General features: G+C 29.3%; 25 protein-coding genes and 1 tRNA gene. 4 read left to right on the top strand and 22 right to left on the bottom strand.

What is annotated here, in order from left to right:
- Positions 1-2,700, top strand: coding sequence for a cytochrome c biogenesis protein (ccsA, locus tag L8W56_RS07395; protein ID WP_263659875.1), 2,700 nt, complete (start codon positions 1-3; stop codon positions 2,698-2,700).
- Between the two features lies 1 nt (position 2,701).
- Here ccsA and L8W56_RS07390 read toward each other — a convergent pair whose 3' ends face one another.
- The 10 genes from L8W56_RS07390 to L8W56_RS07345 form a co-directional block, all read right to left on the bottom strand.
- Positions 2,702-2,926 carry a hypothetical protein gene (locus L8W56_RS07390; protein ID WP_263659874.1) on the bottom strand — a complete coding sequence of 75 codons (225 nt, stop codon included), beginning with the start codon at positions 2,924-2,926 and terminating at the stop codon, positions 2,702-2,704.
- Positions 2,919-3,878, bottom strand: a complete 960-nt coding sequence (lpxD, locus tag L8W56_RS07385) for a UDP-3-O-(3-hydroxymyristoyl)glucosamine N-acyltransferase (RefSeq protein WP_263659873.1) — start codon at positions 3,876-3,878, stop codon at positions 2,919-2,921. Before lpxD ends, L8W56_RS07390 begins: the two co-directional genes overlap by 8 nt.
- Entirely contained in the window at positions 3,875-4,342 is a 468-nt protein-coding gene (gene ilvN, locus L8W56_RS07380) for an acetolactate synthase small subunit (protein WP_039626144.1), read from the bottom strand. Before ilvN ends, lpxD begins: the two co-directional genes overlap by 4 nt.
- Positions 4,339-6,048, bottom strand: a complete 1,710-nt coding sequence (locus L8W56_RS07375; protein WP_263659872.1) for an acetolactate synthase large subunit — start codon at positions 6,046-6,048, stop codon at positions 4,339-4,341. Before L8W56_RS07375 ends, ilvN begins: the two co-directional genes overlap by 4 nt.
- Positions 6,049-6,131: 83 nt before the next feature.
- The gene (locus tag L8W56_RS07370; RefSeq protein WP_133318856.1) at positions 6,132-6,689 is read right to left on the bottom strand and encodes a 2-oxoacid:acceptor oxidoreductase family protein; all 558 of its coding nucleotides are present in this window, start codon (positions 6,687-6,689) and stop codon (positions 6,132-6,134) included.
- Positions 6,686-7,531 carry a 2-oxoglutarate ferredoxin oxidoreductase subunit beta gene (locus tag L8W56_RS07365; protein WP_263659871.1) on the bottom strand — a complete coding sequence of 282 codons (846 nt, stop codon included), beginning with the start codon at positions 7,529-7,531 and terminating at the stop codon, positions 6,686-6,688. The genes L8W56_RS07370 and L8W56_RS07365 overlap by 4 nt, the downstream gene beginning before the upstream one ends.
- Position 7,532: 1 nt before the next feature.
- A complete protein-coding gene (locus tag L8W56_RS07360; RefSeq protein WP_263659870.1) occupies positions 7,533-8,657 on the bottom strand; it encodes a 2-oxoglutarate synthase subunit alpha in 1,125 nt (374 codons plus the stop codon).
- Positions 8,658-8,666: 9 nt separating this feature from the next.
- Complete coding sequence (locus L8W56_RS07355) at positions 8,667-8,981, bottom strand: 4Fe-4S binding protein (RefSeq protein ID WP_263659882.1); 315 nt, start codon at positions 8,979-8,981, stop codon at positions 8,667-8,669.
- Positions 8,982-9,154: 173 nt separating this feature from the next.
- Complete coding sequence (locus tag L8W56_RS07350) at positions 9,155-10,051, bottom strand: malate dehydrogenase (RefSeq protein WP_263659869.1); 897 nt, start codon at positions 10,049-10,051, stop codon at positions 9,155-9,157.
- Between the two features lie 18 nt (positions 10,052-10,069).
- Positions 10,070-12,571: an AsmA-like C-terminal domain-containing protein gene (locus L8W56_RS07345; RefSeq protein WP_263659868.1), complete on the bottom strand. Its 2,502-nt coding sequence runs from the start codon at positions 12,569-12,571 to the stop codon at positions 10,070-10,072.
- Here L8W56_RS07345 and mltG point away from each other — a divergent pair.
- Positions 12,558-13,511: an endolytic transglycosylase MltG gene (gene mltG, locus L8W56_RS07340; RefSeq protein ID WP_133318850.1), complete on the top strand. Its 954-nt coding sequence runs from the start codon at positions 12,558-12,560 to the stop codon at positions 13,509-13,511. The genes L8W56_RS07345 and mltG overlap by 14 nt on opposite strands.
- On the opposite strand, the gene L8W56_RS07335 is transcribed toward mltG, so the two are convergent.
- A complete protein-coding gene (locus L8W56_RS07335; RefSeq protein ID WP_412175544.1) occupies positions 13,512-16,040 on the bottom strand; it encodes a DNA translocase FtsK in 2,529 nt (842 codons plus the stop codon). It abuts the gene before it with no gap.
- Positions 16,041-16,393: 353 nt separating this feature from the next.
- Positions 16,394-18,616: a flagellar hook-associated protein FlgL gene (flgL, locus tag L8W56_RS07330; RefSeq protein ID WP_263659867.1), complete on the bottom strand. Its 2,223-nt coding sequence runs from the start codon at positions 18,614-18,616 to the stop codon at positions 16,394-16,396.
- Between the two features lie 158 nt (positions 18,617-18,774).
- Between flgL and L8W56_RS07325 the strand changes: the two genes are divergently transcribed.
- Positions 18,775-18,861, top strand: a tRNA-Leu gene (locus L8W56_RS07325).
- Positions 18,862-19,053: 192 nt separating this feature from the next.
- On the top strand, positions 19,054-20,232 hold the full coding sequence (locus tag L8W56_RS07320) for a tyrosine-type recombinase/integrase (protein WP_047208317.1): 1,179 nt from the start codon (positions 19,054-19,056) through the stop codon (positions 20,230-20,232).
- Here the strand turns inward: L8W56_RS07320 and L8W56_RS07315 are convergent.
- The 10 genes from L8W56_RS07315 to L8W56_RS07270 all read right to left on the bottom strand — a co-directional run bounded on the left by L8W56_RS07315 (position 20,225) and on the right by L8W56_RS07270 (position 24,286).
- Complete coding sequence (locus L8W56_RS07315) at positions 20,225-20,410, bottom strand: helix-turn-helix transcriptional regulator (RefSeq protein ID WP_012661534.1); 186 nt, start codon at positions 20,408-20,410, stop codon at positions 20,225-20,227. The two genes, L8W56_RS07320 and L8W56_RS07315, sit on opposite strands and share 8 nt — an antisense overlap.
- Position 20,411: 1 nt before the next feature.
- Positions 20,412-20,768, bottom strand: a complete 357-nt coding sequence (locus L8W56_RS07310; protein WP_012661535.1) for a hypothetical protein — start codon at positions 20,766-20,768, stop codon at positions 20,412-20,414.
- 118 nt (positions 20,769-20,886) lie between these two features.
- Positions 20,887-21,642 (bottom strand): DNA-methyltransferase, encoded by a 756-nt coding sequence (locus L8W56_RS07305; RefSeq protein ID WP_263659866.1) that lies wholly within the window; start codon positions 21,640-21,642, stop codon positions 20,887-20,889.
- A 1-nt stretch (position 21,643) separates the two neighbouring features.
- Positions 21,644-21,850, bottom strand: a complete 207-nt coding sequence (locus tag L8W56_RS07300) for a hypothetical protein (RefSeq protein ID WP_072229140.1) — start codon at positions 21,848-21,850, stop codon at positions 21,644-21,646.
- Positions 21,834-22,208 carry a hypothetical protein gene (locus tag L8W56_RS07295; RefSeq protein WP_047208322.1) on the bottom strand — a complete coding sequence of 125 codons (375 nt, stop codon included), beginning with the start codon at positions 22,206-22,208 and terminating at the stop codon, positions 21,834-21,836. The genes L8W56_RS07300 and L8W56_RS07295 overlap by 17 nt, the downstream gene beginning before the upstream one ends.
- Positions 22,205-23,071: a hypothetical protein gene (locus tag L8W56_RS07290; RefSeq protein WP_263659865.1), complete on the bottom strand. Its 867-nt coding sequence runs from the start codon at positions 23,069-23,071 to the stop codon at positions 22,205-22,207. The genes L8W56_RS07295 and L8W56_RS07290 overlap by 4 nt, the downstream gene beginning before the upstream one ends.
- Positions 23,072-23,090: 19 nt before the next feature.
- Complete coding sequence (locus L8W56_RS07285; protein ID WP_012661539.1) at positions 23,091-23,249, bottom strand: hypothetical protein; 159 nt, start codon at positions 23,247-23,249, stop codon at positions 23,091-23,093.
- Between the two features lie 2 nt (positions 23,250-23,251).
- Positions 23,252-23,431, bottom strand: coding sequence for a hypothetical protein (locus L8W56_RS07280; protein WP_257395779.1), 180 nt, complete (start codon positions 23,429-23,431; stop codon positions 23,252-23,254).
- A 348-nt stretch (positions 23,432-23,779) separates the two neighbouring features.
- Entirely contained in the window at positions 23,780-24,079 is a 300-nt protein-coding gene (locus L8W56_RS07275) for a hypothetical protein (protein ID WP_263659864.1), read from the bottom strand.
- Positions 24,080-24,286 carry a hypothetical protein gene (locus tag L8W56_RS07270; RefSeq protein WP_041570280.1) on the bottom strand — a complete coding sequence of 69 codons (207 nt, stop codon included), beginning with the start codon at positions 24,284-24,286 and terminating at the stop codon, positions 24,080-24,082.
- Positions 24,287-24,439 lie beyond the last annotated feature (153 nt).

Below are 24,439 nucleotides of genomic sequence, written 5' to 3'. Positions count from 1 at the left end.
ATGCAGTATTTTTTTTCTTTTGCAATGAGTTTTTTACTAATGAGTATATATGCCATAGCTTGTGCTGTGGCAACCTTTATAGAAAATGATTTTGGTATTAGTGCAGCTAAAGCTTTAATTTATAATAATGCTTGGTTTGATATGTTGCATTTATTACTAGGTTTAAATTTAATCGGAGTGATATTTTACAACAAGCTTTTTCAAAAGAAAAAATACTCTATCTTGCTTTTACATTTATCTTTTATAGTGATTTTAATCGGTGCTGGACTTACTAGATATTTTGGCTTAGAAGGTGGAATGCATATAAGAGAAAATCAAAGCTCGAGTACCATAGTTACTAGAGAAGAATTTATAAAAATTACTGATTTTGATACTAATGCCAGTTTTGAATTTCCTATTAGCTTTACCCCGCTAACTCAAAAGCATTTTAAAAAAACTATTGACTTAAATGGCGAAAAATTAATCATAAGCTCTATCAAATACACTCCACAAAAAGACTCTATCACACCTGCTAGCTTAAAATTAAATATTAATTATCAAAAAGCAAATACACAAATAATCTTAAATCCAAATTTTACAAACAAACAAGCAGTGCATTTTAACTTACAGGGAAAAAATTTTACTATCAATTGGGGACCAAGAGAAATTAAGCTTCCTTTTGCATTACACTTAAAAGATTTTATACTAGAGCGTTATTTAGGCTCTATGAGTCCATCTTCTTATACTTCAAAAATTCAAATCATAGATAAGCAAAATAATATTAATCTAGATTATGATATTTTTATGAATAATGTTCTTGATTATGGCGGGTATAGATTTTTTCAAAGTTCTTATGATCAAGATGAGCAAGGCACTATACTTTCAGTCAATAAAGATCCTGGTAAAATCCCTACTTATATAGGTTATACTTTATTGATTTTGGGATTTTTATGGGTTTTATTTGATAAAAACTCAAGATTTCATCGTTTAAGCATTTATTTAAAAAAAGGTCAAAGTTTTGTATTGTTTATTTTGCTTTTTGCAAATTTACAAACTCCACTTTTTGCACAAGAAGATAAAAATGAAATTTTAAATTTAATCTCGAATTTGCAAAAGAATTCCTATGAACATTCTTTAAATTTTGCAAGATTACTTGTGCAAGATCATAATGGTAGAATCAAACCTTTAGATACTTTGGCAATGGAATTTATTTATAAAATCACTCAAAAAGAAAATTTTTTAAATCTTCACTATGATCAAATTTTTCTAGCAATGATGATTTATCCTAAAGAATTTAGAAAAATCAAAATGATAGCTACCAAAACAAGCAAACTAAGAGAATTAATAGGCACAGATATAAATGAAAAATACATAGCATTTGATGATGTGTTTGATAATGGGGTATATAAACTTAGTAATTATGTTGAGGAAGCTAACCGCAAAAAGCCCTCACTAAGAACTAACTTCGATAAAGATTTACTAGCCTTAGATGAAAAAATAAATCATGCATATTATATTTATAGTGGTCAAGCTTTAACTATTTTTCCTGATATTAATGAGCAAAGTTTAAAGTGGTATTCTCCGGTGCAAATTTTACCTTTTGCAAAAGAAGATGTAGAGCGTTTACAAATGCTTTTAGTTAGCTATTTTTTACAAGTTCGCAATGGTGTTGAAAATAATCAATGGCAAGATGCAAATGAAATTTTGCAATCCTTAAAAGACTTTCAAAATCATTATGGAAGCAGTGTTTTACCACCAAAAGAAAGATTAAATCTTGAAATACTGCTTAATCATTATAATATCTTTGATAATCTAACTTTTGTTTATATTAGCTTTGCGTTAGTGTTTTTCTTTTTAAGTTTTTATATTATATTAAAAAATATTTCTTTATCTGCCTTTGTATATAGATTTTTTTACATCATTTTAAGTATATGTGTAATCATACATGCACTAGCTTTAATCATTCGTTGGTATGTAGGTGGGCATGCTCCTTGGAGTAATGCTTATGAAAGCATGATTTACATAGCTTTTGCTTGTGCGATAAGTGCTGTGATATTTTTTAAAAAATCACTCTTGGCTTTATGTGGTGCGAGTTTTTTAGCAGGCATTTCGCTTTTTGTAGCTCATCTTGGCTTTATGGATCCTCAAATTGGAAATTTAGTACCTGTTTTAAAATCATATTGGCTTAATATTCATGTTTCTATTATAACAGCAAGTTATGGATTTTTAGCACTTTGTTTTATTATAGGGATTTTGAGTTTAATTCTTTTTGCTTTAAGGGGTAAAAATAAAAATATAGATTTAAACATCATTAAATTACACTGCGTTAATGAAATGTCTATGATAATAGGACTTGCAATGCTTACAATAGGAAATTTTTTAGGCGGAGTTTGGGCTAATGAAAGCTGGGGAAGATATTGGGGTTGGGATCCAAAAGAAACTTGGGCTTTGATTTCTATTATAGTTTATACTATAGTATTGCACTTAAGATTTATTTTTAAAACTTATTTTATTTTTGTTTTTGCAAGTGCTAGTGTTTTAGCCTTTTATAGCATATTAATGACTTATTTTGGAGTGAATTTTTATCTTTCTGGGCTCCATTCTTATGCAAATGGTGACGCTTTTCCTATACCAACTTTTGTGTATGTTTTGATTGTACTTAATTTTATTTTAATTATTAGCGCAGGAAGAAAAAGGGATTTAAATACGCCTAGTTTTTAAACTAGGCTTTGCTTTTTTCTATTTCTTGAAGTGCATGGATAAGATCTTTTAAATTTTCATATGGAATATGAATTTTCCAATCTATTCCATTTTCCTTTTTTAAAGCCACACCTATACTTAAGACATCATTGCTTCCTATACCATAAGGATTAGAAAGATTACAAAGGCTTATTTCTCCACTTTTGCTGCCATGTAATTCTATAGTTTTAAATATTTTTTTACTCATGTTTATCCCTAAAAGCTGTGATAATTTTTGCTTGAAATTTCAACCAATCTTTTTGAAGCATGATAGGAAAACCACCATAAACCCTAGCACCTTCTAAATTTTTAGTGACCCCACCTCTTGCGGCTATGGTGGCAAAATCCCCTATTTCCAAATGCCCACTTGTAGCACTTTGCCCACCCATGGTAACATTTTTACCTAAAATACTTGAGCCTGAAATTCCACTTTGAGCTACTATAAGACAATTCTCCCCTACTTCACAATTATGTCCTACTTGAACAAGATTATCAATCTTTGTACCTTGCTTTATGATAGTGCTTTCAAAAACCGCTCTATCAATAGTCGTGCAAGCTCCAACTTCCACAAAATCTTCTAAAATAACATTCCCATTGTGATAAATCTTATAATGCTCGCCATTTTTTGTATGCGCATAGCCAAAACCATCACTACCTATAACACAATTTGCTAGCAAATGGCATTTTTTACCTATTTTAGTGTCATTATAAATCACAACATTTGGATGGATTGTAGTATATTCACCTATACTTACATTATCGCCTATATAAGCTCCTGCCATTATCACTACATGATCAGCTATTTGGACATTTTCTCCAATATAAACATTTGGCATAATCTTGGCACTTTTAGCGATTTTAGAATTTTTCTTTTCACTAGAAATTAAAGATTTAGCAAAAAGCTTACTTAAAAGCGCAAAAGATAAATGTGGATTATCAACAACTAATTTAACACAATCTTTTGAAACTAAATTTTCAAATTCTTTTGAGACTAATATAGCCCCAGCTCCACTGCTTGCAATTTTTTTAGAGTTTTTTTCTCCATCGCAATAACTAAGTTCAGTAAAACTTGCATTATTTAATGAATTTAAAGCTGTAATTTCTATATCATCTCCGTAATATTCTATGCCTAAAAATTTAGCAATTTCACTAATTTTCATTTTACCTCCATTAAAATAGAACCACTTCTAACTACACTAATAGGATTATACTTTTTCATAGTTTTTAAAAAGTTATCAATATTTTTTGCATCATCACTTGCCATTACAATAATAAACTCATCATCACTATAAGTTACACTGCCATTATAAGCTTTTAATATAGCATCTAAGCCTGCAAAATTTTCATTTAAAGCAATCTTTACCAAAGCTGTTTCTTTTTCTATAAAATCACTAGAATCAATTACCTTATAAGTAGGTATGAGTTTATGAAGTTGCTTTATGATTTGCTCAAAAACTTTTTCATCGCCTAAAGTAACGATATTTATCCTTGAGAATTCTTTATCATCAAGTGGAGCAACCGTAAGAGATTCTATATTATAACCGCGTCCTGAAAAAAGCCCGACAACGCGTGATAATACCCCATGCTCATTTAATACAATGACAGAAATTACTCTTCTTTTCATTTTTTATCCTTGTTTTTATAGCTAGGTAAAATCATATTATAAATAGCTCCACCCGCAGGTACCATAGGTAATACATCTTCATAACGATCTATAGCTACATTTAAAACACAAGTTTTTTTAGATTCTAAGGCTGCTTTAAAAGCTTTTTGAAATTCTTCTTTATTAAAAACATTATAACCCTCACAATGAAAACCTTTAGCAATAGTAACAAAATCAGGTTGACTTGTTAGATCTGTATTAGAAAATCTTTCTTTATAAAACATACTTTGCCATTGTCTTACCATACCTAAAAAAGAATTATTTAAAATGATATTAATCACTTTAATTCCATAAGCACTTGCTGTCATTAGCTCTTGTATATTCATTAAAAAAGAACCATCGCCTACAAAATTTATTACAACTTCTTCACCGACAGCTAATTTAGCCCCAAGTGCAGCCGGTAAAGAATACCCCATAGTTCCTTGCCCACCGCTTGTTGCAAGTTGTCTTGCATAATTAAAAGGATAAAATTGCGCTACCCACATTTGATGCTGTCCCACATCAGTAATTATCCTTGCATCAGGAGCTAATCTAGCGCATTCTTCTATAACCCATTGAGGTTTTAAAACCTCATCATTATCTTCATAGATTAAAGGATATAATTGTTGATAGTTTTGTAAAGTTTTAAACCATTCTTGGTATTTTGTGTTGTCAAAACTTTCTTTTTTTAATTCTTCTAAGGTATCTAAAATAACACTTTTAATATCCCCAACTATAGGAAAATGCGCTTCGATGATTTTAGAAATAGAGCTTGGATCTATATCAATATGAACGATTTTTGCACCCTTAGCAAACTCACTTGTTTTACCAGTAATCCTATCATCAAACCTAGCACCCACAGCAATAAGTAAATCACACTCACTTAAAGCGATATTTGCACAATAACTTCCATGCATACCTGCCATTTTTAAATTAAGCTCATCATCACTTCTTAAAATCCCTAGAGCCATCAAAGTTTCAACTGCAGGAATTTGGCAAAAATGAATCAAGTCTCTTAATTCGTCACTAGCATTAGAAGCTATGCAACCTCCACCTAGGTAAAATAAAGGTTTTTGAGCATTTTTAATCAAACTTACTAATTTTTTAATTTGCTTGATATTTCCTTTATAGGTTGGCTTGTAAGTTTTCATAGAAATTTCTTTAGGATAATGCCATATACCCATAGCAGCAGTAACATCTTTAGGTATATCAATATGCACAGGCCCTTTTCTACCTGTTGTAGCAATATAAAAAGCTTCTTTTAAAATTTTAGGTAATTCTTCGATATTTTTTACTAAATAATTATGCTTTACACAAGGTCTTGAAATACCTATAGCATCGATTTCTTGAAAAGCATCTGTTCCTATTAAAGAATTTGCAACTTGAGCTGAAATTAAAACCAAAGGTATAGAATCACTATAAGCGGTAGCTAAACCTGTAACTGTATTAGTAAAACCAGGTCCACTTGTAACTACTGCCACACCAACTTTACCACTCATTCTAGCATAAGCATCAGCGCTATGTAAGGCCGCTTGCTCGTGTCTGACTAAAATGTGTTTAAAATGAGTTTGTTTGTAAATTTCATCATAAATATTTAAAGCCGCACCACCAGGATAACCAAAAACTACTTTAACATTTTCTTCTTTTAATGCTTCACAAATCATTTGCGAGCCATTTAGCTCTTTCATTATTTTACCTTTTTGCTTAAAATGGAAAATATTATAACGATAATTTAATAAATATTATTTTACAAGAAAGAGTTTCTTGAAAATCAAGAAACCACTTGTGCTTTTTTAGCGTATTCTATACCTAAATCAAAAGCTTTGGCATTTGCTTCTTTAGTTTTTGCAGGTACCATATCAAGCATAGTTTGTTTTAATGCATCAATATCAATACATTTACTCATATAAGCAGCTATAGCTAAAGCAACGACTGATTGAGTAGCTACATTCCCTACTTCTTCTTTAGCTATAGTAATAATAGGAATTTCAAAAATTTTCCATCTTGCATAATCTTCTTTACTTGGATGGACTAAATTTGGCTCTATAACTATAACACCACCATCACAAACACCGTCTTTAAAACTATGATAACCTTTATCAGCAGTTGAAAGCATAAAACTAACTTCACCTTCCACTGCATAAGGAAAAAAGATTTCATTTTCATCAACGATAATATCAACCTTAGTTGGTCCACCTCTAACTTGAGAAGTATAAGTAGAAGCTTTAAAAGCATTACGTCCTTCTTTAATGGCAGCTTTAGCTAGAATTTCACCTGCAGTAATAACCCCTTGTCCACCTTCACCACAAAATCTTAATTGATATTTCATTTTAATACTCCCAAATCAACCATTCTTTTTTCTTTCAAGGCTCTTCTAACTTCCTCATAAGCTTCACAATATTCTGTTTTACTTTCATCTTGGTGTAAAATTCCTGTAGGGAATTTATCCGCTCTTTGTTCATAGTCTAATTGTTCAAATTTAGATTTTTCAACACAACGATTTTTAATCCAATCAAGCATGCTTACAGCTTCGCCCATTTTGTTTTTTCTACCTAGGTTAATATGGCAGTTTGAAAATACATCTACAAAACTATAACCTTTGTGAGATAAAGCTTTAAAAATGATATTTTCAAGCTTATTTGCCTCTATAACATTTGTTCTTGCTACAAAAGAAGCCCCAGCGGCTTTAGTAAGCTCACAAGCATCAAAATTTGGGTCTATATTACCTGCTTGAGCTGTAACAGTGTAAAAGCCTTGTGGGGTAGTTGGTGAAGTTTGTGAATTTGTAAGACCATAAATAAAATTATTGATTAAAATATGAGTTAAATCTATATTTCTTCTACATCCATGGATGGTATGATTTCCACCAATTGCTAAAGTATCGCCATCTCCGCTTACTACGATTACATGTTTTTTAGGGTTTGCTAGTTTAATCCCTGTTGCATAAGCAATAGCTCGACCATGAGTGGTATGGACTGTATTGCAATTTACATAAGAACTCATTCTACCACTACAACCTATACCAGAAACTAAACAAACATCATCCATATTCCAGCCAAGTTTTTGAATAGCTCTAATAATAGCTTTTAAAACAACACCATCCCCACAACCCCAGCACCATTGTGTTGGAAGTTTATCTACTCTTAAATATTCATCGTAATTAAAAGCCATTTTATATATTCTCCTTTACTTTAGCAATAATTTCACTTGGGGTTATAGGGCGACCATTTGCACGGTGCAAGCTAATAAAATCATCTCTTTTGCTTACTCTTTGAATTTCTTCTAAATATTGCCCCATATTAAGCTCACTTACCATAACTTTTTCAAATTTAGATACCACTTGAGCTATTTTTTTCTCAGCTACTGGATAAAGCGTAATAGGTCTAAAAAGCCCTACTTTTAAACCCTCTTCTCTAAGTCTTAAGATAGCTTCTTTAGCAGATCTTGCAACGCTTCCATAAGCAATGATTAAAAACTGCGCATCATCACACATAAACTCTTCATAAGTGCAAATTTCATCGGTATTATTTTTAATCTTACCAAACAATCTTTTCATATTTTTATCTACTATCGCTCCATCTTCTGTTGGAAAGCCTATATCACCATGGTGAAGTCCTGTGATATGATAACGATAACCTTCAAAGAAAGGATTTAGTATGGCAGCTTCATTTTTACCTGCTGCATAAGGTTTGTAATCTTTTTTATCTCCCGTAAATTTTTTACGATTAATAATTTCTAATTCTTCCAAATCAGGTAATTTTGCCTTACCATTCATATGTCCTATAGTTTCATCTAAAAGCAAAAATACTGGAGTCATGTATTTTTCAGCTAGATTAAAAGCTCTAATAGTTTCAGTGTAAGCTTCTTCCAATGAAGCAGGAGCTAAAGCTATACTTGCATAATCTCCATGTGTTGGAGCTTTTGCTTGAAATAAATCACCTTGCGCAACCCTTGTTGGAAGACCGGTTGAAGGACCACCTCTCATAACATTTACAATTACTAGTGGAATTTCAGCTATAAAACCCAAACCAATTTGTTCAGCTTTTAAAGAAATTCCCGGCCCGCTGCTTGCTGTCATGGATTTTACTCCACTCATAGAAGCACCTAAGGCCACGCTAATACCCGAAATTTCATCTTCCATCTGTATAAAAGTACCATCATTTTTTGGTAACATATGGCTTAGTTCATGTGCTATTTCAGAACTTGGGGTAATTGGATAACCACCAAAAAATTTACAGCCACAATCAATCGCAGCTTTGGCTACTAAAACATTACCTGTTGATATAACTTCTCTCATTTTGTTTTCCTATGCATTTAGTTTTTTGTATTTATTTTCTTTAACAGCTTGTGCTCTTTCTTTAGCTTCTGGCGTAAGCTTTGCAAATTTAAATTCATCTCTTTTGGCAACAAAAATCGCAAAATCAGGACAGTGACTTTCACATTCACTACAGCCTATACAAGAATCAGGATAAACCACTTCTATCATCTGTCCTAAAACTGCACTGATTTCATCTCTCATTGCTAAAACTCCGGCTGGACAATAGCTAACACAGATATTACAAGCCTTACATCTTGCTTCATCAACCCAAACTGGTGTATTCTCTGGAGCAATCATTAATATTCCTTTCTAGTTTTTTGTAATTTTCTAATGATTTTTTATTAAAAATTATTTTTAAAACAAACTTTTTATTATAGCGAATTTATAGCATGATTAAATATTATTTAAAAGATAAAATAAAACTAATAAGATTTTATAACACAAAGTAACATTAGGAGTAAAAAACTCCTAAAAAATTATTTATAATTATACTGAATAAAAGAATTTTCCAATGCAATTTGTTCTTGATTGTCTAATTTTAATTCTAAAGTTTCAAGCACCCCATCAAGACTAATCCTTGCCATAACTCCAAAAGCTTTTTCTCTTATGCCATATTCTCCATCTAAAATCACACATACTGGTAAAAATTCTCCACTTTTTAAAGCCTCTATCATTCTCACGCAAGCACTAGCAGGAGCTAAATAGGCTGAAGTTTTTAAATATTTTATAATTTTAGCACCACCGGTTTTAACCTCTTGTTCAATTTGAACAATATCTTGCTTATTTAAGACTTCACTTAAAGCTTTATTTTGCACTTTACTTTGAGATTTTACCAAAACCATACTATCATTGTGAAAACCTATAAGCTTAGTATCTATATAAGAAGTTTTTATATCTAATTTTTTGCTCACTTCATATTTAAATCTAGCATTATCTAAAACACCTGCCATAGCAATGATTTTTTTTAATGAAAATAATTTACTTTCATAAAGAGCGTTGAGTAAAAAATCTACAGGATTGCTTACTATGATAAACAAAGGATCGTTGTTAAATTTTTTAATATTTTTTGCACACTCAAGCATAATTTTAGAATTAATAGCAAAAAGCTCATCTCTACTTTGACCTTCTTTTCTAGCTACACCTGCACTAAAAATAACCACTTGAGAATCTTTTGAGTATGTATAATCATCCGTACAAGTTATTTTAATATCAAAATTAAAAGCGGCTATGCTTTGACTTAGTTCTAATTCTCTAGCAAAAAGCAAGTCTTTATTAATATCAATCAATATAATCTCATCTATTAATTCTCTTAAAATTAAAGCATAAGCAATGCTTGCACCGACATTTCCTGCTCCTATGATGGTAATTTTCATCTTAGCTCCTTTGTGGTATTATTTAACTAAATTTGTCGGTAATTCAAAAATATTTTTTATCAAATGATAAGGAAGTTGCAAACTTTGTGCGATAAGTTGAGTTTTAAACTCGGGATTATCAATTGTTCCACCTAGTTTAATTTGTGTGCTAATTTGCCTGTCTTTGCCTAATATAATTTGATTGATAATTGGAACTTTAGAAATAACCGAACTAGCTGATTTTAGCGTTCTAAGCTCTAATAAACCATCCACTTGACTACTTCTTAAATTGATTTTAGCTTGACCTAAAATATCTGCACTATCACCATTAAAATTTAGCGCATCTATTTCAAAAAGATCTTTTTTGCGATTAAAACTTATACCAGCATTTTCTACACTAAAACCTTTTTCATTAAAAGTTGGAGCTTTAAATAAAATCAAACTAGGTATGGTATCAATAAAACTTAAGAGTTGCTGATGAAATTTTAAATCTTTTAAATAAGTATCTTTAAATAAAAATTTGCCTTTAAAAAAATCAGTACTATTACCATCTACATAAAGATTAAACTCGCCTTTTTCAAAAACATTTTGACGCATAAAAGTATTTAGAAAATCATCATCCATTTTTAAAGCTCTAATTTGCATTTGATTTTCTTTAAGCAAAAGCTCAAATTTAGACTCATTTCTATTAGCCCAAGCTTTTATATAGTCTTTTTTGATTTTAGCATTAAATTGATCAAAATCTAAAGTTTTGTTAAAATCTTTTAAGATCAAATCTATATTTTTAGCACTGATATTGTAATTTGAATTTTCAAGATTATCTAGTGTATTTTCTGTATCTTGTTCTGAAAATAATAAATTAACATTATTTAAAGTAATGTTAATATCATCATTGTCTTTTTGTGCAAAAACACTACCACTTGCGCTAGTTAAATTAAAATCTTCTCCCTTTATTTTTATACTAAAACTATCATACTCATAAGGATTATTATCCTTATAGAGTAAAAATGATTCAAAAGTGGTATTATTTATATCTACATCAAAATCTTTAAAATTTAAAGTGTCTAATGACAACTCTCCATCATGCACATTATTTTTTTGCATTAATTTAGAATAAGTCTTATACTTTGCAAGCTTAGCAACATAAACAGACATACCTTGATCAAAATTTAAAGTCGTAGTAAGCTCTTTATTATATAAACTGATATTTTTATCATAGTTAAGATCTAAATCAAGAAATTTATTTTCCATTTTTAAGCTATCTTGTGGTAATTTTAAATTTGCTATAAAGGTCTTAAAATCACCTTTTTTTTGCTTTAAATCAATACTTGCATTAAAATCACCGCTGATTAATTCACTTTGTACACTTGCATTTTTAATCTCTAATTTATCTTTTTGTAAATCAATATTTGCTTGTATGATTTTAAAGTCACTTATATTTATATTAGAATTTACAATATCAAAATTTCCTTTATATGAAACTCTTTCAGGGTGTTCAAAAGGAATTTTCAAAACTAAATCAGTCTTTGCAACACCATTGTTTTGTAAAAATGGTAATTTTATACCATATAAACGCAAAATTTTATTCACTCTATAATCAGCTCTAGCATTGTCACTTTTTATGCGTATATAAATTCCTGCTTTTTCATTTAGCATATTGTCTATATAAATTTGACTTTGATTGAGATTATAATTGTTAAAATATAATTTATCATAGATAAATTCTAATTTTTGTTTATTAAATTCAAGCCTTACAAAAGGACTAATGATAGGATCTATACCTTTATCTAAAACCACCTTCAAATTATTTACATAACCTTTAGCACTAATATCATTCAAATAATATCTATGTTTTCCAAAATCTGCAAAGCCATTTAATTTCTCTATAAAATAAAAATCAGCCTTTACCTTACCGCCCACCCAAAGAGCAAGATTAGAAGGCAAATGCACTCCATTTTCCACTAAAATATCAAAAATTTTTGAAATATTATTTGAGCTTATATTTTCTAATTCATAAGCAATTTCTTCTCTTTTAAGTGAGAATTTGACATCACTTTTTAAAAAATCACTATCAATTTCTCCTTTAAAAGTATAAAATTTTGTCTTAGGATTGATAAGTAAAGAGCCAACTACACTAAGGTTATGATCTTTTAAAAGAAAATTATCAATATTAGCTTGTATATTTTTATCACTAATTTTTAAATTGACTTTTACTAAAAGATTTTTACTGTTTACAAAAAATAGATTATTTTTATAAATTAATTCCACGGGATAGTTATTAACAAAAATTTCATCTATATTGATTTCTTGAAAAAACCAATAAATATATTTTACATCTTTGATAAGCTGTACAGCTTTACTCGCACTAGTTTCATTTTGAGTGTTTTGATTTTGAGAATTTACTATAACTTTTTTTGCATTTAAAATGAGTTTTTTATCTAATTTAATATATAATTTCTCCAAATTAATAGAAGAAATTTCTAATTTTTCTATGTAAATTCCATTTTTGAGGTAAATAAACAAAACAATGAAAAGTATCATAGGTAATGCTAAAAATTTAAGAATTTTTTTAATATGTTGTGATTTGATTTTAATTTTTCTTTTATCCATTTTTTATTATCTACTTTTACCTATAAAAACAAACTCTGTAGTTTTTATACCACAAGGTTCTGTTAGTAAGATTATAACGCAATTAGATAAAAATAACTATAAAATGAGCAATATTGATAAATATACTTTATATTTTTTAGGCCATCCACAATCTGGCTGGATAAATATAGGCACAAAAGAACTAAATAGAGCTGAATTTTTACATAAGCTTACCGTCGCTAAAGCAGCACTTGAAACTATTACTTTAATTCCTGGGGAAACGACTGAAATTTTCTTTGAAGAATTAGCACCAAAGTTAAATTTAAATGCCAAAACCTTAATGCAAGAATTTTACAAACAAAGCCCTTTTAAAGAAGGTATGCTTTTTCCCGAAACTTATAAAATTCCAAAAGGCATTACAGAAGAGCTTTTAGTAAAATATCTTTTGGCTTACTCTGCAAGTGAATTTAAAAAACTTTCTTATAAAATTTTTAGAGAATACAATGAAAAAAAATGGCATGAATATATCATCATTGCTTCTATTATACAAAAAGAAGCAGCGAGTAATGAAGAAATGCCTATAGTTTCATCTGTGATTAGAAATCGCTTAAGAAAAGGCATGAAGCTTCAAATGGATGGGACATTAAATTATGGAAAATACTCTCATGAAAAAATCACTCCACAAAGAATAAGATCAGATAATAGTTCTTACAATACTTATAAATTTAATGGCATACCAAAAGAAGCTGTGTGTAATGTTTCATTTGAAGCTATTAAGGCAGCTATTTTTCCTGCTAAAACAGAATATTTATACTTTGTAAGAGATAAAAAAACCAATAAGCATATTTTTACCTCTACTTTAAAAGATCATAACAAGGCAATAAGAAATTGATTATAAAATTTCTCTTTGGCCTTTTGCATCAGGTTCGCTTAAAACACCTGTTTGTGAAAGTTGTTCTATAATATTTGCTGCGCGGTTGTAGCCTATTTTTAAGCGTCTTTGCAAATAAGAAATACTAGTTTTTCTATCTTCTAAGATTACAGCCTTTGCTTCTTCATAAAGTTCATCTAAATCTCCATCATCAAATTCACTTCTTTTATAAGCTCCATCTTGACTATCATCTTTTAAAAAGCTCTCATCATATTCTACTACTTGTTGAGCTTTTAAAAACTCTACAATATTTTCGATTTCATTTTCACTTGCAAAAGGTGCGTGCAAACGCACTAAACCACTCATACCAGGAGGGGTAAATAAACAATCTCCACGCCCTAATAAACTTTCAGCTCCCATAGAATCTAAAATAACCTTAGAATCTATCTTTTGCCCTACTTTATAAGAAATTCTACTTGGTAAATTTGCTTTTACAACACCAGTAACAACATCTACTGAAGGGCGTTGCGTGGCTACGATCAAGTGAATTCCACTTGCTCTTGCCATTTGTGCTAAACGACCTATATAAAACTCTACATCCTTACCTGCTGTCATCATTAAATCAGCCAACTCATCAATAATCACTACAATAAATGGTAAAATTTCTCCACCTTGTTCTTTGATCTTTTCATTGTAATTTTCTATATTTTTAGTTTTTGCTTCAGCCATCAAACGATATCTGCGTTCCATTTCAGCCACCATATTTGATAAAGCATTTACCGCCTTTTTAGGATCAGTAATTACCGGTGTAAGTAAATGTGGAATATCATTATAAATACTAAATTCAAGCATTTTAGGATCTATCATCATAAGTCTTAAGGTTTTTGGCGAATTTCTATAAAGCAAAGATAAAAGCATAGAATTTATACCCACACTTTTACCACTTCCTGTAGTTCCTGCTATTAAAAGATGAGGAAGCTTTTTAAGATCTGTGATGAAAGGATCGCCTACTATATCTTTACCTAAAGCTATAGTTAAAGGTGAGCTAGAATTTTTAAATACCTCACTTTCTAAAATTTCTCTTAAGTAAATCGTATCGATTTTTTCATTTGGAACTTCAATTCCCACTACATCTTTACCTGGAATTGGAGCTTGAATTCTTATAGTTTGAGCTTTTAAAGCCATAGCTAAATCATCTTGTAATGATAAAATTTTACTTACTTTAACATCTGCTGCTGGGCGAAATTCAAAAGTAGTTACAACAGGACCTGTGTAAGTTCTAACTACATCTCCACCTATTTTAAAGCGTCTTAATTTTTCCAATAAATCATAAATTTTTCTATCTATTTCTTCTTCATTTATCTCGCTTTTGCCTTCTTTTGGCATAGTTAAAAAATCTAAAGGTGGTAAAGAAAAATCTTTTGGTTTTTCAAAATTCCCAAAGTCAAGATCTTTTAATAAAGCTTTATTTTCACTCACTTCATTAGTGATAGAATGGTGTGTTTTATTTTCTATTACTTCTATTATAGGCTCTTGGGTAATCTCAAATGGAATTTTTTCTTCTTTAACTTCATTTTGTGCTTCTTCTACTACAAAAGGATTTTCATAGTTTCTTTTACTTCTTAGCTCTTCTATACTAATAGGCTTGGCAAAATCATCTTCACTAAAATCAAGTTCTTTTACTTCATTTTGCGGAATAAAATCTTCATCTTTAAATTCTTTTACCCCTAAAAAGCTAGTTTTATTTTGAATTTTTTTAAACTCAGCTTCTTTTTGTGCTTCTATAGCATTTAATTCTTCAATTTTTTTAAAATCCTCATTAAGCTCTTCTAAGATTTTTTCTTTTTGCAAGGCTTTATATTCTTCTAGCAATTTAGCTTTTTGTAGCATTTGCTCACGCTCTTTAAGCTCTTTGGCAAACAAAGAATTTTCTTCTATCACCTCTTCTTTGTTTTCGTTTAAATCCATATTGCGTCTTTTATAGCTTGGTTCATCTAAATTTTTACTTTTTAAAGTTTGAGTATAAATATCTTCACTTTTATTTTTGTATTTTAATAAATACTCTTCAGGGGTCATTTCATCTTCCTTTATATTTATTTGACTAGCTTTTTGAGCAAAACTTGCAATAGGCTCTGAAAGCTCATGAATATAACTTGAACCTAGCTTTTTATCCTCTTCACTAATCACAACCTCTTCTAATTCTTGATTTTTTAAATCTTCAAGGTTAAATTTTTTATTCTCTTGGATTTCTTTTTTTGGTAGCTCTTTTTCCTTGATAAATTCTTCTGTTTTATCTTTAATTAAAAGCTCTTGTTTGAGCTTTTCTTGCTCTTCTTTAGTTTCATTTTCATACTTATCGCCACCAAAAAAGCCAAAAATTTTATTTTTAATTAAAGTTTCAAGTTTTAAATAAAAATCAAAATCAAGCTCTATTTTAAATACCTCTTTGATAATTTGCGGAAAAGAAATACTAAAAGCAAAAGCTAAAAGCAAAATCACCAAGATTAAACTTCCTATTTTTCCAAAAAGTCCATCTAAGATTACAAACATAGCAGAGGCTATATAGCCTTTATCTTGCAAGAACGCTGAAGCAAAAATAAGTGAAGCAAAAATACAAGCAAAAACAGCCACACTAAATCTACGCTCTATAAGTTCAAAATTATAGTTATTTTTATACAAAAGATAATTAAACCAAAAAAAGACAAAAGGGTAAAATTTAGTCAATGATCCAAATAAAAAATAACTAAGTTTTGCCAAGGAATACCCTATAATACTTACTAAAGCTTGATCGGGTATCAAAGCACTTAAGCAAAAATAAAAAATAAAAATATTAGAAATAACAAAAATAGCTTCTTTTTTTATAATATATCCTTTATAAAGAAAAAAGCTATTATATCAAAAAATTATAAGTAGTTTAATAAACTAATTTGAGAAATTTTAGAAGTAGCCGAAAGCATAGCTTGATAAGATACCATAGTTTGCATAAACTGCATATAAGTTTGCCCATAATCAGCATCAGTTACACCGCTTTTAATAGAAGCTACATTGATATTTAAAAAAGTCATTCTTTTATTTGTCTCTTCTATATTATTAGTGTAAGCTCCTATGGTTGTTTGCATTTTTCTAACATGATCTTGCAAATGATCTATTCTTTCTAAAGCCCCTTGTAAACCTGTATTTCTAGGATCACTTCCTTCTGAGTCAGCTCTCATACTGCCATTTAAAACAGCATCTATCATCTCATCTAAATCTTTAATCAAATCAACATTTGGATCATCAATAGTTAAAGAATTATTTGCACTAAATACAAAACCTGATCCATTTACAGAAGTACCTGCTGGAGGAAAACCGCTATTTGAATTTGAATCCTTAATAGTAAGACCTATATTAGTGTTACTTGAAAATTTATCAGTAATACTTATACGACCTTTATAGTCCATACTAACTTCAACAAAACCTTTAGAATCAGCTATGTCTTGTTGGATAGTTTGAAAATCATTATTATTAATAGTTCCGTTTGCATTTGGAGTAATAGTTGCTGTAGGAACATTATCACTTGCAAACATACCGATAATATCATTTAACTGGCCATAAGTAATATCTTCAGGTCTTGTTTGCATACCCACTGCATTACCTGTATTTTCATTATATTGAGAGTGAGTAATAGGAAAACTTATAGTTTGATTAGGATTGTTTGGATTAACATAACTTACAGTTGAAGTTTCCAAATTTATAGTTACATTATAAGTTTGTCCACTTTTAGAAACAATTTCCATTTGGAGCTGTTGACCTTGCATGCTTCCATTGGCATTTGCTACAACTTCACTTAACTTTGTACTATCAGTAGCATATTCACTTGTACCTTTAATCACTTGAGAAACATTGCCAAAAACAGTATTTCCATCTTTTTCAAAAGGCACATCATAACTAGCCCCATTAGTTTTATCACCATTGATGTTACTTTTAATAAAATCTGTTTTGTGCAAGTTTACAGTAAATTGCTCGCCGCCAACTTCTACTGTTACTGGATTTCTAGTGTTATTTAAATTTCCTCCGTGTGCTGCTTGCATAATACGATTGGTTACATCCTCCATGCTAATACCTTCTCTTTGAGCAGCAGCACTTAAGGCTTTGATTTGTTCTGCATCTTGAAGCTGTGGAGTTAAAGCAACAGCATGAAAATCTAAAGAACTACTTCCTTCTTTTAAACTCTTTATTTCTATCTGTCCGCTATCATTTAATGCTACTTTAACAACCTCATTTCCCTCTGTATTTCCATATAATCTTCCAATATTTTTTAATACATCTTCAATTTTTGCATCAGGATCTATATCTAAAGTAGCTTTAAAACTTGTTCCATCGGGTCTAACGCCTTGAATATACATAGCTGAATGCGGGAAAGGAAGTTTCTCATCATAGCTATCTTGAAAATTTTTATCTGGATCAAGTTCTCCATTTTGAACATAGTTTTGGCCTATTAAATGTGAAAATTTAGATTCTCCGGTTAAAAATTCTTTTTTGTCCGGATAACGAGCATCAGTAAAAGAAACATTTGTTGAAATAATTTTATTGATATTTGAATCAGGCTTAAAAAATAAATCCCATCCAGGTATATTATAAGGAATTTGGGTGCCAGCACCACTTACTACAAAAATATTATCTTTATTCCCAGTATAATTTCCATAATTATCAAAAGGTTTATTTGCACTATTTGATCCTGCAAAGAGATATTGCCCATTGATACTAGTATTAGCAATATTTACAATAGAATCTCTTACAAGTTTGAGTTCTTTTGCTATAGCCTCTCTTGATTCTTGAGAATTACCATCACTTGCAGCTTTTGTGAGTAATGTTTTAAATTTTTCTAAAAGTTCTGTGATATTTTTCAAGGCAGTATCTGTGTTTTTTGCTAGCTCCATAGCAGATTGAGTTCCTTGAACTATTTGACCTATGTTTGCCATCTCATATTCTAATCTTGAGCCATTAATATAAACATTTGCATTTTCCCAAGAATGCTGAATAAGCTGACCTGTTTGTAGCTGCAAATTATATTTATTAAGCAAAGACTGACCATCTGTGTAGTTTTGTATAGAAGTGTAGTAATTATACTGATTGCTAATTCTCATTATTTTGCTCCGCAAATAAATTTTTTAATTATTTACAAGCAAAAAAAGTTCCAAATTTTAATGATATTTAAATTTTTTATATAAAATATTTTATATTGTTTTAATTTTTTTTTAGTATAATCCCATATTCTATTTAATTATTTTAAAACTTTCAAAAAGCCCGAGTGGTGAAACTGGTAGACGCGCCAGACTCAAAATCTGGTAAGGGCAACCTTGTGTCGGTTCGAGTCCGACCTCGGGCACCATTTGTTTTTTACTCCCAAATGTTATTTTTCAATAAATTATCTTTAAAATCCTATATTTAAGGGATTATATAAACATTCTTTTTTATTCTATTTTGTTATTTTTTGTGTTAAAATATTGCAAAAAAAGTGGGTTACTTTTAAAAAAGTGGGCTACTAAATGGGTTACTTTTTACAATAATACAAAGAATAAAAATGGCAAAAATTAATAAACTTACAGATAGTTTCTTAAAAAGCGTAAAATGCGATAATGGTAAAAAATTTATAAAATTTAGCGATCCTAGTATAAAGGGATTATATGTTTTTGTTTATCCTAGTGGTAGAAAACTATTTAAAACAAGACAAGCTAATGATACTTATATAACACTTGGGGAATACCCCTTGCTTTCCCTAGCAGAGCTTAGAGAAATAGCTATAAATTCGCACAAACTAAAAGCCAAGGGTCAAAACATAAGCAATGCAAAAAGATTGAAATTTGGCGTATTATATGATGAAGTATTAGAAAATGCAAGAAAGAGTAATTTAGCAGCGAAAACAATCCAAAGAGGTCTAAGCTACAAAGAAGGTATTTTTAAATCTTTAGAATATAAAAATATTAATGATATAAAAAGAGTAGATATTGTTAATATTTTAAAGACCATAGAGCATAAAAGCGCTACGCTTCAAAAAGCAAAGATATGGATAAATAAAGTATTTGAATATGCTTTACAACTTGAGATCATAGAAAACAATCCCGTAGCTTCTATCAAAAACAATATTGTATTTAAAAAACCAAATCAGGTTATACACCAACCTACCCTATTAGATGAATCTGATATTAAAGAATATATAAATACTCTAATACATTCAGATATCAAACAAAGTCATAAAAATTTAATGCTTTTTGTGCTTTTAACAGCCCAAAGACCTGGCAATGTTATAAAAGCTACTTGGGATGAGATAGACTTTAAAAATGAAATTTGGACTATATCAGCTCAAAAAATGAAAATGCGTAAAGAGCATAATATAGCATTAAGCAAACAAGCCATAAGTATATTAAAAAATCAATATGCAATTAAAGTCAATGATTATGTTTTTGCTGGTTCTTCTAAAAAAGGATGTAATAGTGAAAATATCACATGCAATACCAATAAACGCTTAGGATATAAAGGAATTCAAAGCGCACATGGATTTCGTGCTATGTTTAGAAGCATTGCAAACGAAAAGCAATTAGAACATGGAGTAAGTATGGATATAGCAGAACAATGCTTAGCTCATGAGCAAAAAAATGCAATATTAAAAGCTTACAATAGAAGTAAAAATATAGAATTAAAAAGAAGATTAATGCAGTGGTGGGGAGATTATATAGAAAAACTTGCAGGAAAGCTTAGCTAACCTTGCAATATTTTATCCAATCATCGATTTCTTTCTTTTCATACATTAAAACTTTTCCTACTCTAACACCCTTTGGAAAGTTATAAATGGCTTGATTTTTTCTCATTCTCATTTTTCTTATCCTATCAACGCTAAAACCCAAATACTGTGCAACTTCTTTTGTACTTAATAATTTCATATTAATCCTTTTTAATGTTTGTTTCTAAATTGAGTGATTTTATAATGGCTTTTTGCTCTTCATAACTTAAAGTATGTGCTAATAATACTTTGACATTCTCAAAATCAAAACTATTATAAGAAACTCTTGTATCTATAAGCTTTATACATATTCTTTTAAGCTCTACATCAAGCCAAGCCTCTATCTTCCAATAATGTCTAATTTCTTCTTCTAAAGAGTTACATCCATTAGAAAATGAAAGATCATTTCTTATAGAAAGAAATTCTTTAAGCATTTTTGATAATTGTTGTTTTATTTCTTCTAAGTGTTTTTCTATCAAATTTCTTTGATCTAAAAAATCTTTCATCATTTGTAGCATTTTGTCTCCTTTATGTTTAATCTTTTATTGAATTTATCTTTTAAAATCTGATAATTATAATTTATTAAATCATCAAGTCTTCGTTTTGTTTCACCTATATTATTTTGTTATTTTCTAATCATGCAAACAAACTTCTTTCCACATGTTTAAACATAATCTCATTTGCACTTTTAAAAAAATCTTTTTTAATTTCAAATCCATAAGCCTTGCGATTAAGATTTGCACCAGCAACCAATGTGCTTCCACTCCCAGCACAAGGGTCTATAACCACATCCCCAGCATCAGTAAAAATGCTAATCAATCTTTCTAAAAGTTTTACAGGCTTTTGGGTAGGATGTATTTTGTTAATATCTTTATCTTTTACCCACTCAAAGCAATTCATAATCATTTTTCCATCATTGTTAAATTTTGGAAGTTTTTCTCTATAAAAAAGCAATGCGTATTCACAATTTCCAACTATTCTCATATTTGCTTTTAAAACTTGAGAAGAATTTTGTTTTCTAAAGACTAAATTAATGTAGTGTTTAAAACCATACTTTTTTGCCACATTTATTAACATGAACTGTTGCTCAAAAGAGCAAAAAACTATCATACATGGTGCTTTGCCACATTCTTTTGGCTCTTTTATTAACATAGTGCTACAAAAGTGCATAAATTCATTAACATTAAAATTATGATCAGTGTCAAAAAAAGACTTGTTAGCTTTTTTACTCTCGCCGTTTTTATTATCACCACCTATATACCACTCAGGACTGCTCGCATAAGCATTATTTCCAAGATTATAAGGTATATCAGCTATTACAAGCTGTGCTTTTGGTATATGATACCTTTTGTAGTTTTGAAAGTGATCATTAAATAATTTAGGTGTATGCATTTCATTCCTCTATATTTTCTTGATTAAAAAGATTAGGTTCTTTCATTTGCTCAAGCTCTCTTATAGCTGTTTTTAAATCTTCTTTATACTCTTTAATGGCTGAATTTAAAGCACTTCTTTCATACTCTGCATGCTCTATAGCTTTATGTAAAGATACAATTTTCATAGATAGCTCTTTTAGATTATTTTGATTATCTATGTTTTCCATTTTTACTCCTTTTTATAATATTTTCAAGCATATCTATACCCCTTTGAAGTATTTGTTTTTCTTCTGTTGTTCTTGATTTAAGCTCATTAGTGTTTTTTGAGCAAATATCGTAAAATACAAAATCAATGCGTTTATAAAGTTTGATTTTTTTCTTGTATTCACATCTTAAGTCATTTTTGATACTTTCTTTGTTTCTTTCAAACAAATCTATAGCAAAAGGATTATCAAAATAAAAACACAACATTCTTTCATTTGCACTATTGATAATCCTTGCTTCTTTCAAACTATATTTTAAGTCATTTTTTAAACATGCACGAGCTATTTCATTAGCCTCAATTATATGTGTTATGATACTCATGCAACATCCTTTAATGCATATGGTTTTATATCTTTTGTCCATCTTGGATTGATTAAATATTTTGTTTGTTTAATAAGTAATAATTCTTTTGTAAAGCTATATGTTTTACCTAGTAAAGCTATAAAATCATATATAAAATCTAAAGCATCATGAATGTGTTTATGCTGTATGTATTTTAAAAATTTATAGTTTAGTTTGAAAGTTAATTCTAATCTTTTCCAGTCTTTAAATTCTTCTTTGATTTTTTCTTTGTGATAACTAGTCTGCTTTTCATACTTATCATAAATCAAAATTCTATCAAGATCAAAAAACTTACTATGCACCCCATTTACATAAAGAGATTTTTTATAAAAAACCATTTCGCCTTTGATTTTTTTATTTAAAGACAACTCATGCAAATGTTCTTCATATTTTCTCATAGAAGCACTTTCATCACAAAAATCACAAGCTATATCAAAACTATAAGCCTTAAACCTCTTAACCATTTTACTTAACACCTTATACACATCAGCTACCACACTTTTGCTAGGCTGAAAAAGACCATTAAACTGTACTTCTACATAAAAGTCTTTTTTCTTTTTATTTTTTCTAGCAACTTCATGGGTGTCTTTTGAATTTTCTATCACTATTATGGTATTTGATAAACTTTTATTTCTAGGTTTGATGTTTATATACCTAACCTTAAACTCATAAAACTTATCTTTTGTTTTGATATTTTTAAACTTCTCTTTTGTGTATTTTTCTATAGCTTTATTGCGGTTTGTTTTTCTAAGCTTTGTGTGTAAATCATGTTTTTTAAGAAATTTATAAAATGCAAATTTTGGGATTACAAATTTGATACTATCATAGCCTATGTTTTGCATTTTATTCCTTTCTTTTTTGTTATTTTGCTACCTTATCAAAACCTTTTTTCATAACTAAAGATTTTGAATTTGCCTTTGTAAGTTTAAATCCCTTTGAGCTAAGCTCACTTATTAAACTTTCTATTTCTCTTGCTTTTTTAAATGCATCATTTTCTTTTTGTATGGGCTTAAAATTCATTACTATCCTTTCAATAATTCTTTTGCTTTTATCAAGAGTTTTTTTAAGTCATCTAGGTTAGATCTTAATTCATCCTCATCACACTCTTCCATGTAGTCAATTAAATCTAAGCATTCTTTGTTAATTAAAGCCAAAGCTCTTGCGTGCTCTATGGCTGTATTAATTTTTTCTTTAAAAGACATTTTCTTCCTTTTTATAGTGCATAAATGGAAGTTAAAAACCACCATAAAGGTGGTTACTCAAAATAAAGAAAGCTAATATGGCTTATAAGGGAGTTTAACTCCCATTTAAACACTACTTATGTCAAAACATAGAGCCTGCATTCAAAGTTATTTAAACTTTTGGTATTTTGACCATTTAACAAAGCTTTTTAAAAAAGCCCACTTTCCCACCCGTCGCCGTGGAGTGTGATAAATAAAGAACACGCTAGCTTGATCACCAAGCTAGCAATAAGGAAATTCACTTAAAACCTAGTTTCAAGCTTTTAAAAACCTTTTAAGCACACTTAGAAAATGTGCTTAATGAGGTTTTCAAGCTACCTCATCAATTTCTTTTAAAAGTTCAGAAATCTCCTGTATGGTTTTTGTTTTTTCTTCTATCAAAGCTGTAAATTTTTTATGCTTTAGTTTTAAATCTTTCAATCTCTTAGATAATCTCAAATCCTCATTCAAAAAACCAAGTCTTAAAAGTGCTTTTTCTACTTTAGAATTTGTTTTGCTTTTATTGCTAAGCCAAACCTTTAAAGTTTGATTTTTCAAATTGAGTTTTCTTTCTACCTCATCAAAAGTTTTTAACCCTAACTTTTCTTTAATTTTGTCATTAATACACATTCAATTACCCTCATAATGAACTATAATGGTTTCAAATAAACCATCACTAATAGCTTCTAGTTTTACAAAATTATGATCAAGTAAAAAATTCAAAGCTTCATTAAATTCACTTTCTTTTATGTTCATTCTTTTAAAAAGCGTGTCTTTTTTTATAGATTTTTCATTGCTGAGTATATTTGATATGGTGTTTGCGTATGCTCTTATCATTTTGTTTCCTTTATCTTTATGATTACAAACATAACCGATAAGATAGCTATAATCACGCCAGCTATAATCCAATCTTGCATTATGTATCCTTTTTTATACTTAAGCAAAAAGTTGGTATTCTTTTTGCTAAAAAATAATTATTTTTATGTTTTA

The organism is Campylobacter sp. IFREMER_LSEM_CL1085 (assembly GCF_025772235.1).
Lineage (GTDB): Bacteria > Campylobacterota > Campylobacteria > Campylobacterales > Campylobacteraceae > Campylobacter_D > Campylobacter_D lari_D.
The sequence above is the reverse complement of the archived record's forward strand: the minus strand, read 5'-3'. Positions and strand labels throughout refer to the sequence as shown.

Excerpts from the sequence above, each read along its gene's own strand:
- ccsA (WP_263659875.1), top strand. The coding sequence starts at position 1 with ATGCAGTATTTTTTTTCTTTTGCAATGAGTTTTTTACTAATGAGTATA.
- L8W56_RS07390 (WP_263659874.1), bottom strand. The coding sequence starts at position 2,926 with ATGAGTAAAAAAATATTTAAAACTATAGAATTACATGGCAGCAAAAGT.
- lpxD (WP_263659873.1), bottom strand. The coding sequence starts at position 3,878 with ATGAAAATTAGTGAAATTGCTAAATTTTTAGGCATAGAATATTACGGA.
- ilvN (WP_039626144.1), bottom strand. The coding sequence starts at position 4,342 with ATGAAAAGAAGAGTAATTTCTGTCATTGTATTAAATGAGCATGGGGTA.
- L8W56_RS07375 (WP_263659872.1), bottom strand. The coding sequence starts at position 6,048 with ATGAAAGAGCTAAATGGCTCGCAAATGATTTGTGAAGCATTAAAAGAA.
- L8W56_RS07370 (WP_133318856.1), bottom strand. The coding sequence starts at position 6,689 with ATGAAATATCAATTAAGATTTTGTGGTGAAGGTGGACAAGGGGTTATT.
- L8W56_RS07365 (WP_263659871.1), bottom strand. The coding sequence starts at position 7,531 with ATGGCTTTTAATTACGATGAATATTTAAGAGTAGATAAACTTCCAACA.
- L8W56_RS07360 (WP_263659870.1), bottom strand. The coding sequence starts at position 8,657 with ATGAGAGAAGTTATATCAACAGGTAATGTTTTAGTAGCCAAAGCTGCG.
- L8W56_RS07350 (WP_263659869.1), bottom strand. The coding sequence starts at position 10,051 with ATGAAAATTACCATCATAGGAGCAGGAAATGTCGGTGCAAGCATTGCT.
- mltG (WP_133318850.1), top strand. The coding sequence starts at position 12,558 with ATGAAAAGTATCATAGGTAATGCTAAAAATTTAAGAATTTTTTTAATA.
- L8W56_RS07345 (WP_263659868.1), bottom strand. The coding sequence starts at position 12,571 with ATGATACTTTTCATTGTTTTGTTTATTTACCTCAAAAATGGAATTTAC.
- L8W56_RS07335 (WP_412175544.1), bottom strand. The coding sequence starts at position 16,040 with ATGTTTGTAATCTTAGATGGACTTTTTGGAAAAATAGGAAGTTTAATC.
- flgL (WP_263659867.1), bottom strand. The coding sequence starts at position 18,616 with ATGAGAATTAGCAATCAGTATAATTACTACACTTCTATACAAAACTAC.
- L8W56_RS07320 (WP_047208317.1), top strand. The coding sequence starts at position 19,054 with ATGGCAAAAATTAATAAACTTACAGATAGTTTCTTAAAAAGCGTAAAA.
- L8W56_RS07315 (WP_012661534.1), bottom strand. The coding sequence starts at position 20,410 with ATGAAATTATTAAGTACAAAAGAAGTTGCACAGTATTTGGGTTTTAGC.
- L8W56_RS07310 (WP_012661535.1), bottom strand. The coding sequence starts at position 20,768 with ATGCTACAAATGATGAAAGATTTTTTAGATCAAAGAAATTTGATAGAA.
- L8W56_RS07305 (WP_263659866.1), bottom strand. The coding sequence starts at position 21,642 with ATGCATACACCTAAATTATTTAATGATCACTTTCAAAACTACAAAAGG.
- L8W56_RS07300 (WP_072229140.1), bottom strand. The coding sequence starts at position 21,850 with ATGGAAAACATAGATAATCAAAATAATCTAAAAGAGCTATCTATGAAA.
- L8W56_RS07295 (WP_047208322.1), bottom strand. The coding sequence starts at position 22,208 with ATGAGTATCATAACACATATAATTGAGGCTAATGAAATAGCTCGTGCA.
- L8W56_RS07290 (WP_263659865.1), bottom strand. The coding sequence starts at position 23,071 with ATGCAAAACATAGGCTATGATAGTATCAAATTTGTAATCCCAAAATTT.
- L8W56_RS07285 (WP_012661539.1), bottom strand. The coding sequence starts at position 23,249 with ATGAATTTTAAGCCCATACAAAAAGAAAATGATGCATTTAAAAAAGCA.
- L8W56_RS07280 (WP_257395779.1), bottom strand. The coding sequence starts at position 23,431 with ATGTCTTTTAAAGAAAAAATTAATACAGCCATAGAGCACGCAAGAGCT.
- L8W56_RS07275 (WP_263659864.1), bottom strand. The coding sequence starts at position 24,079 with ATGTGTATTAATGACAAAATTAAAGAAAAGTTAGGGTTAAAAACTTTT.
- L8W56_RS07270 (WP_041570280.1), bottom strand. The coding sequence starts at position 24,286 with ATGATAAGAGCATACGCAAACACCATATCAAATATACTCAGCAATGAA.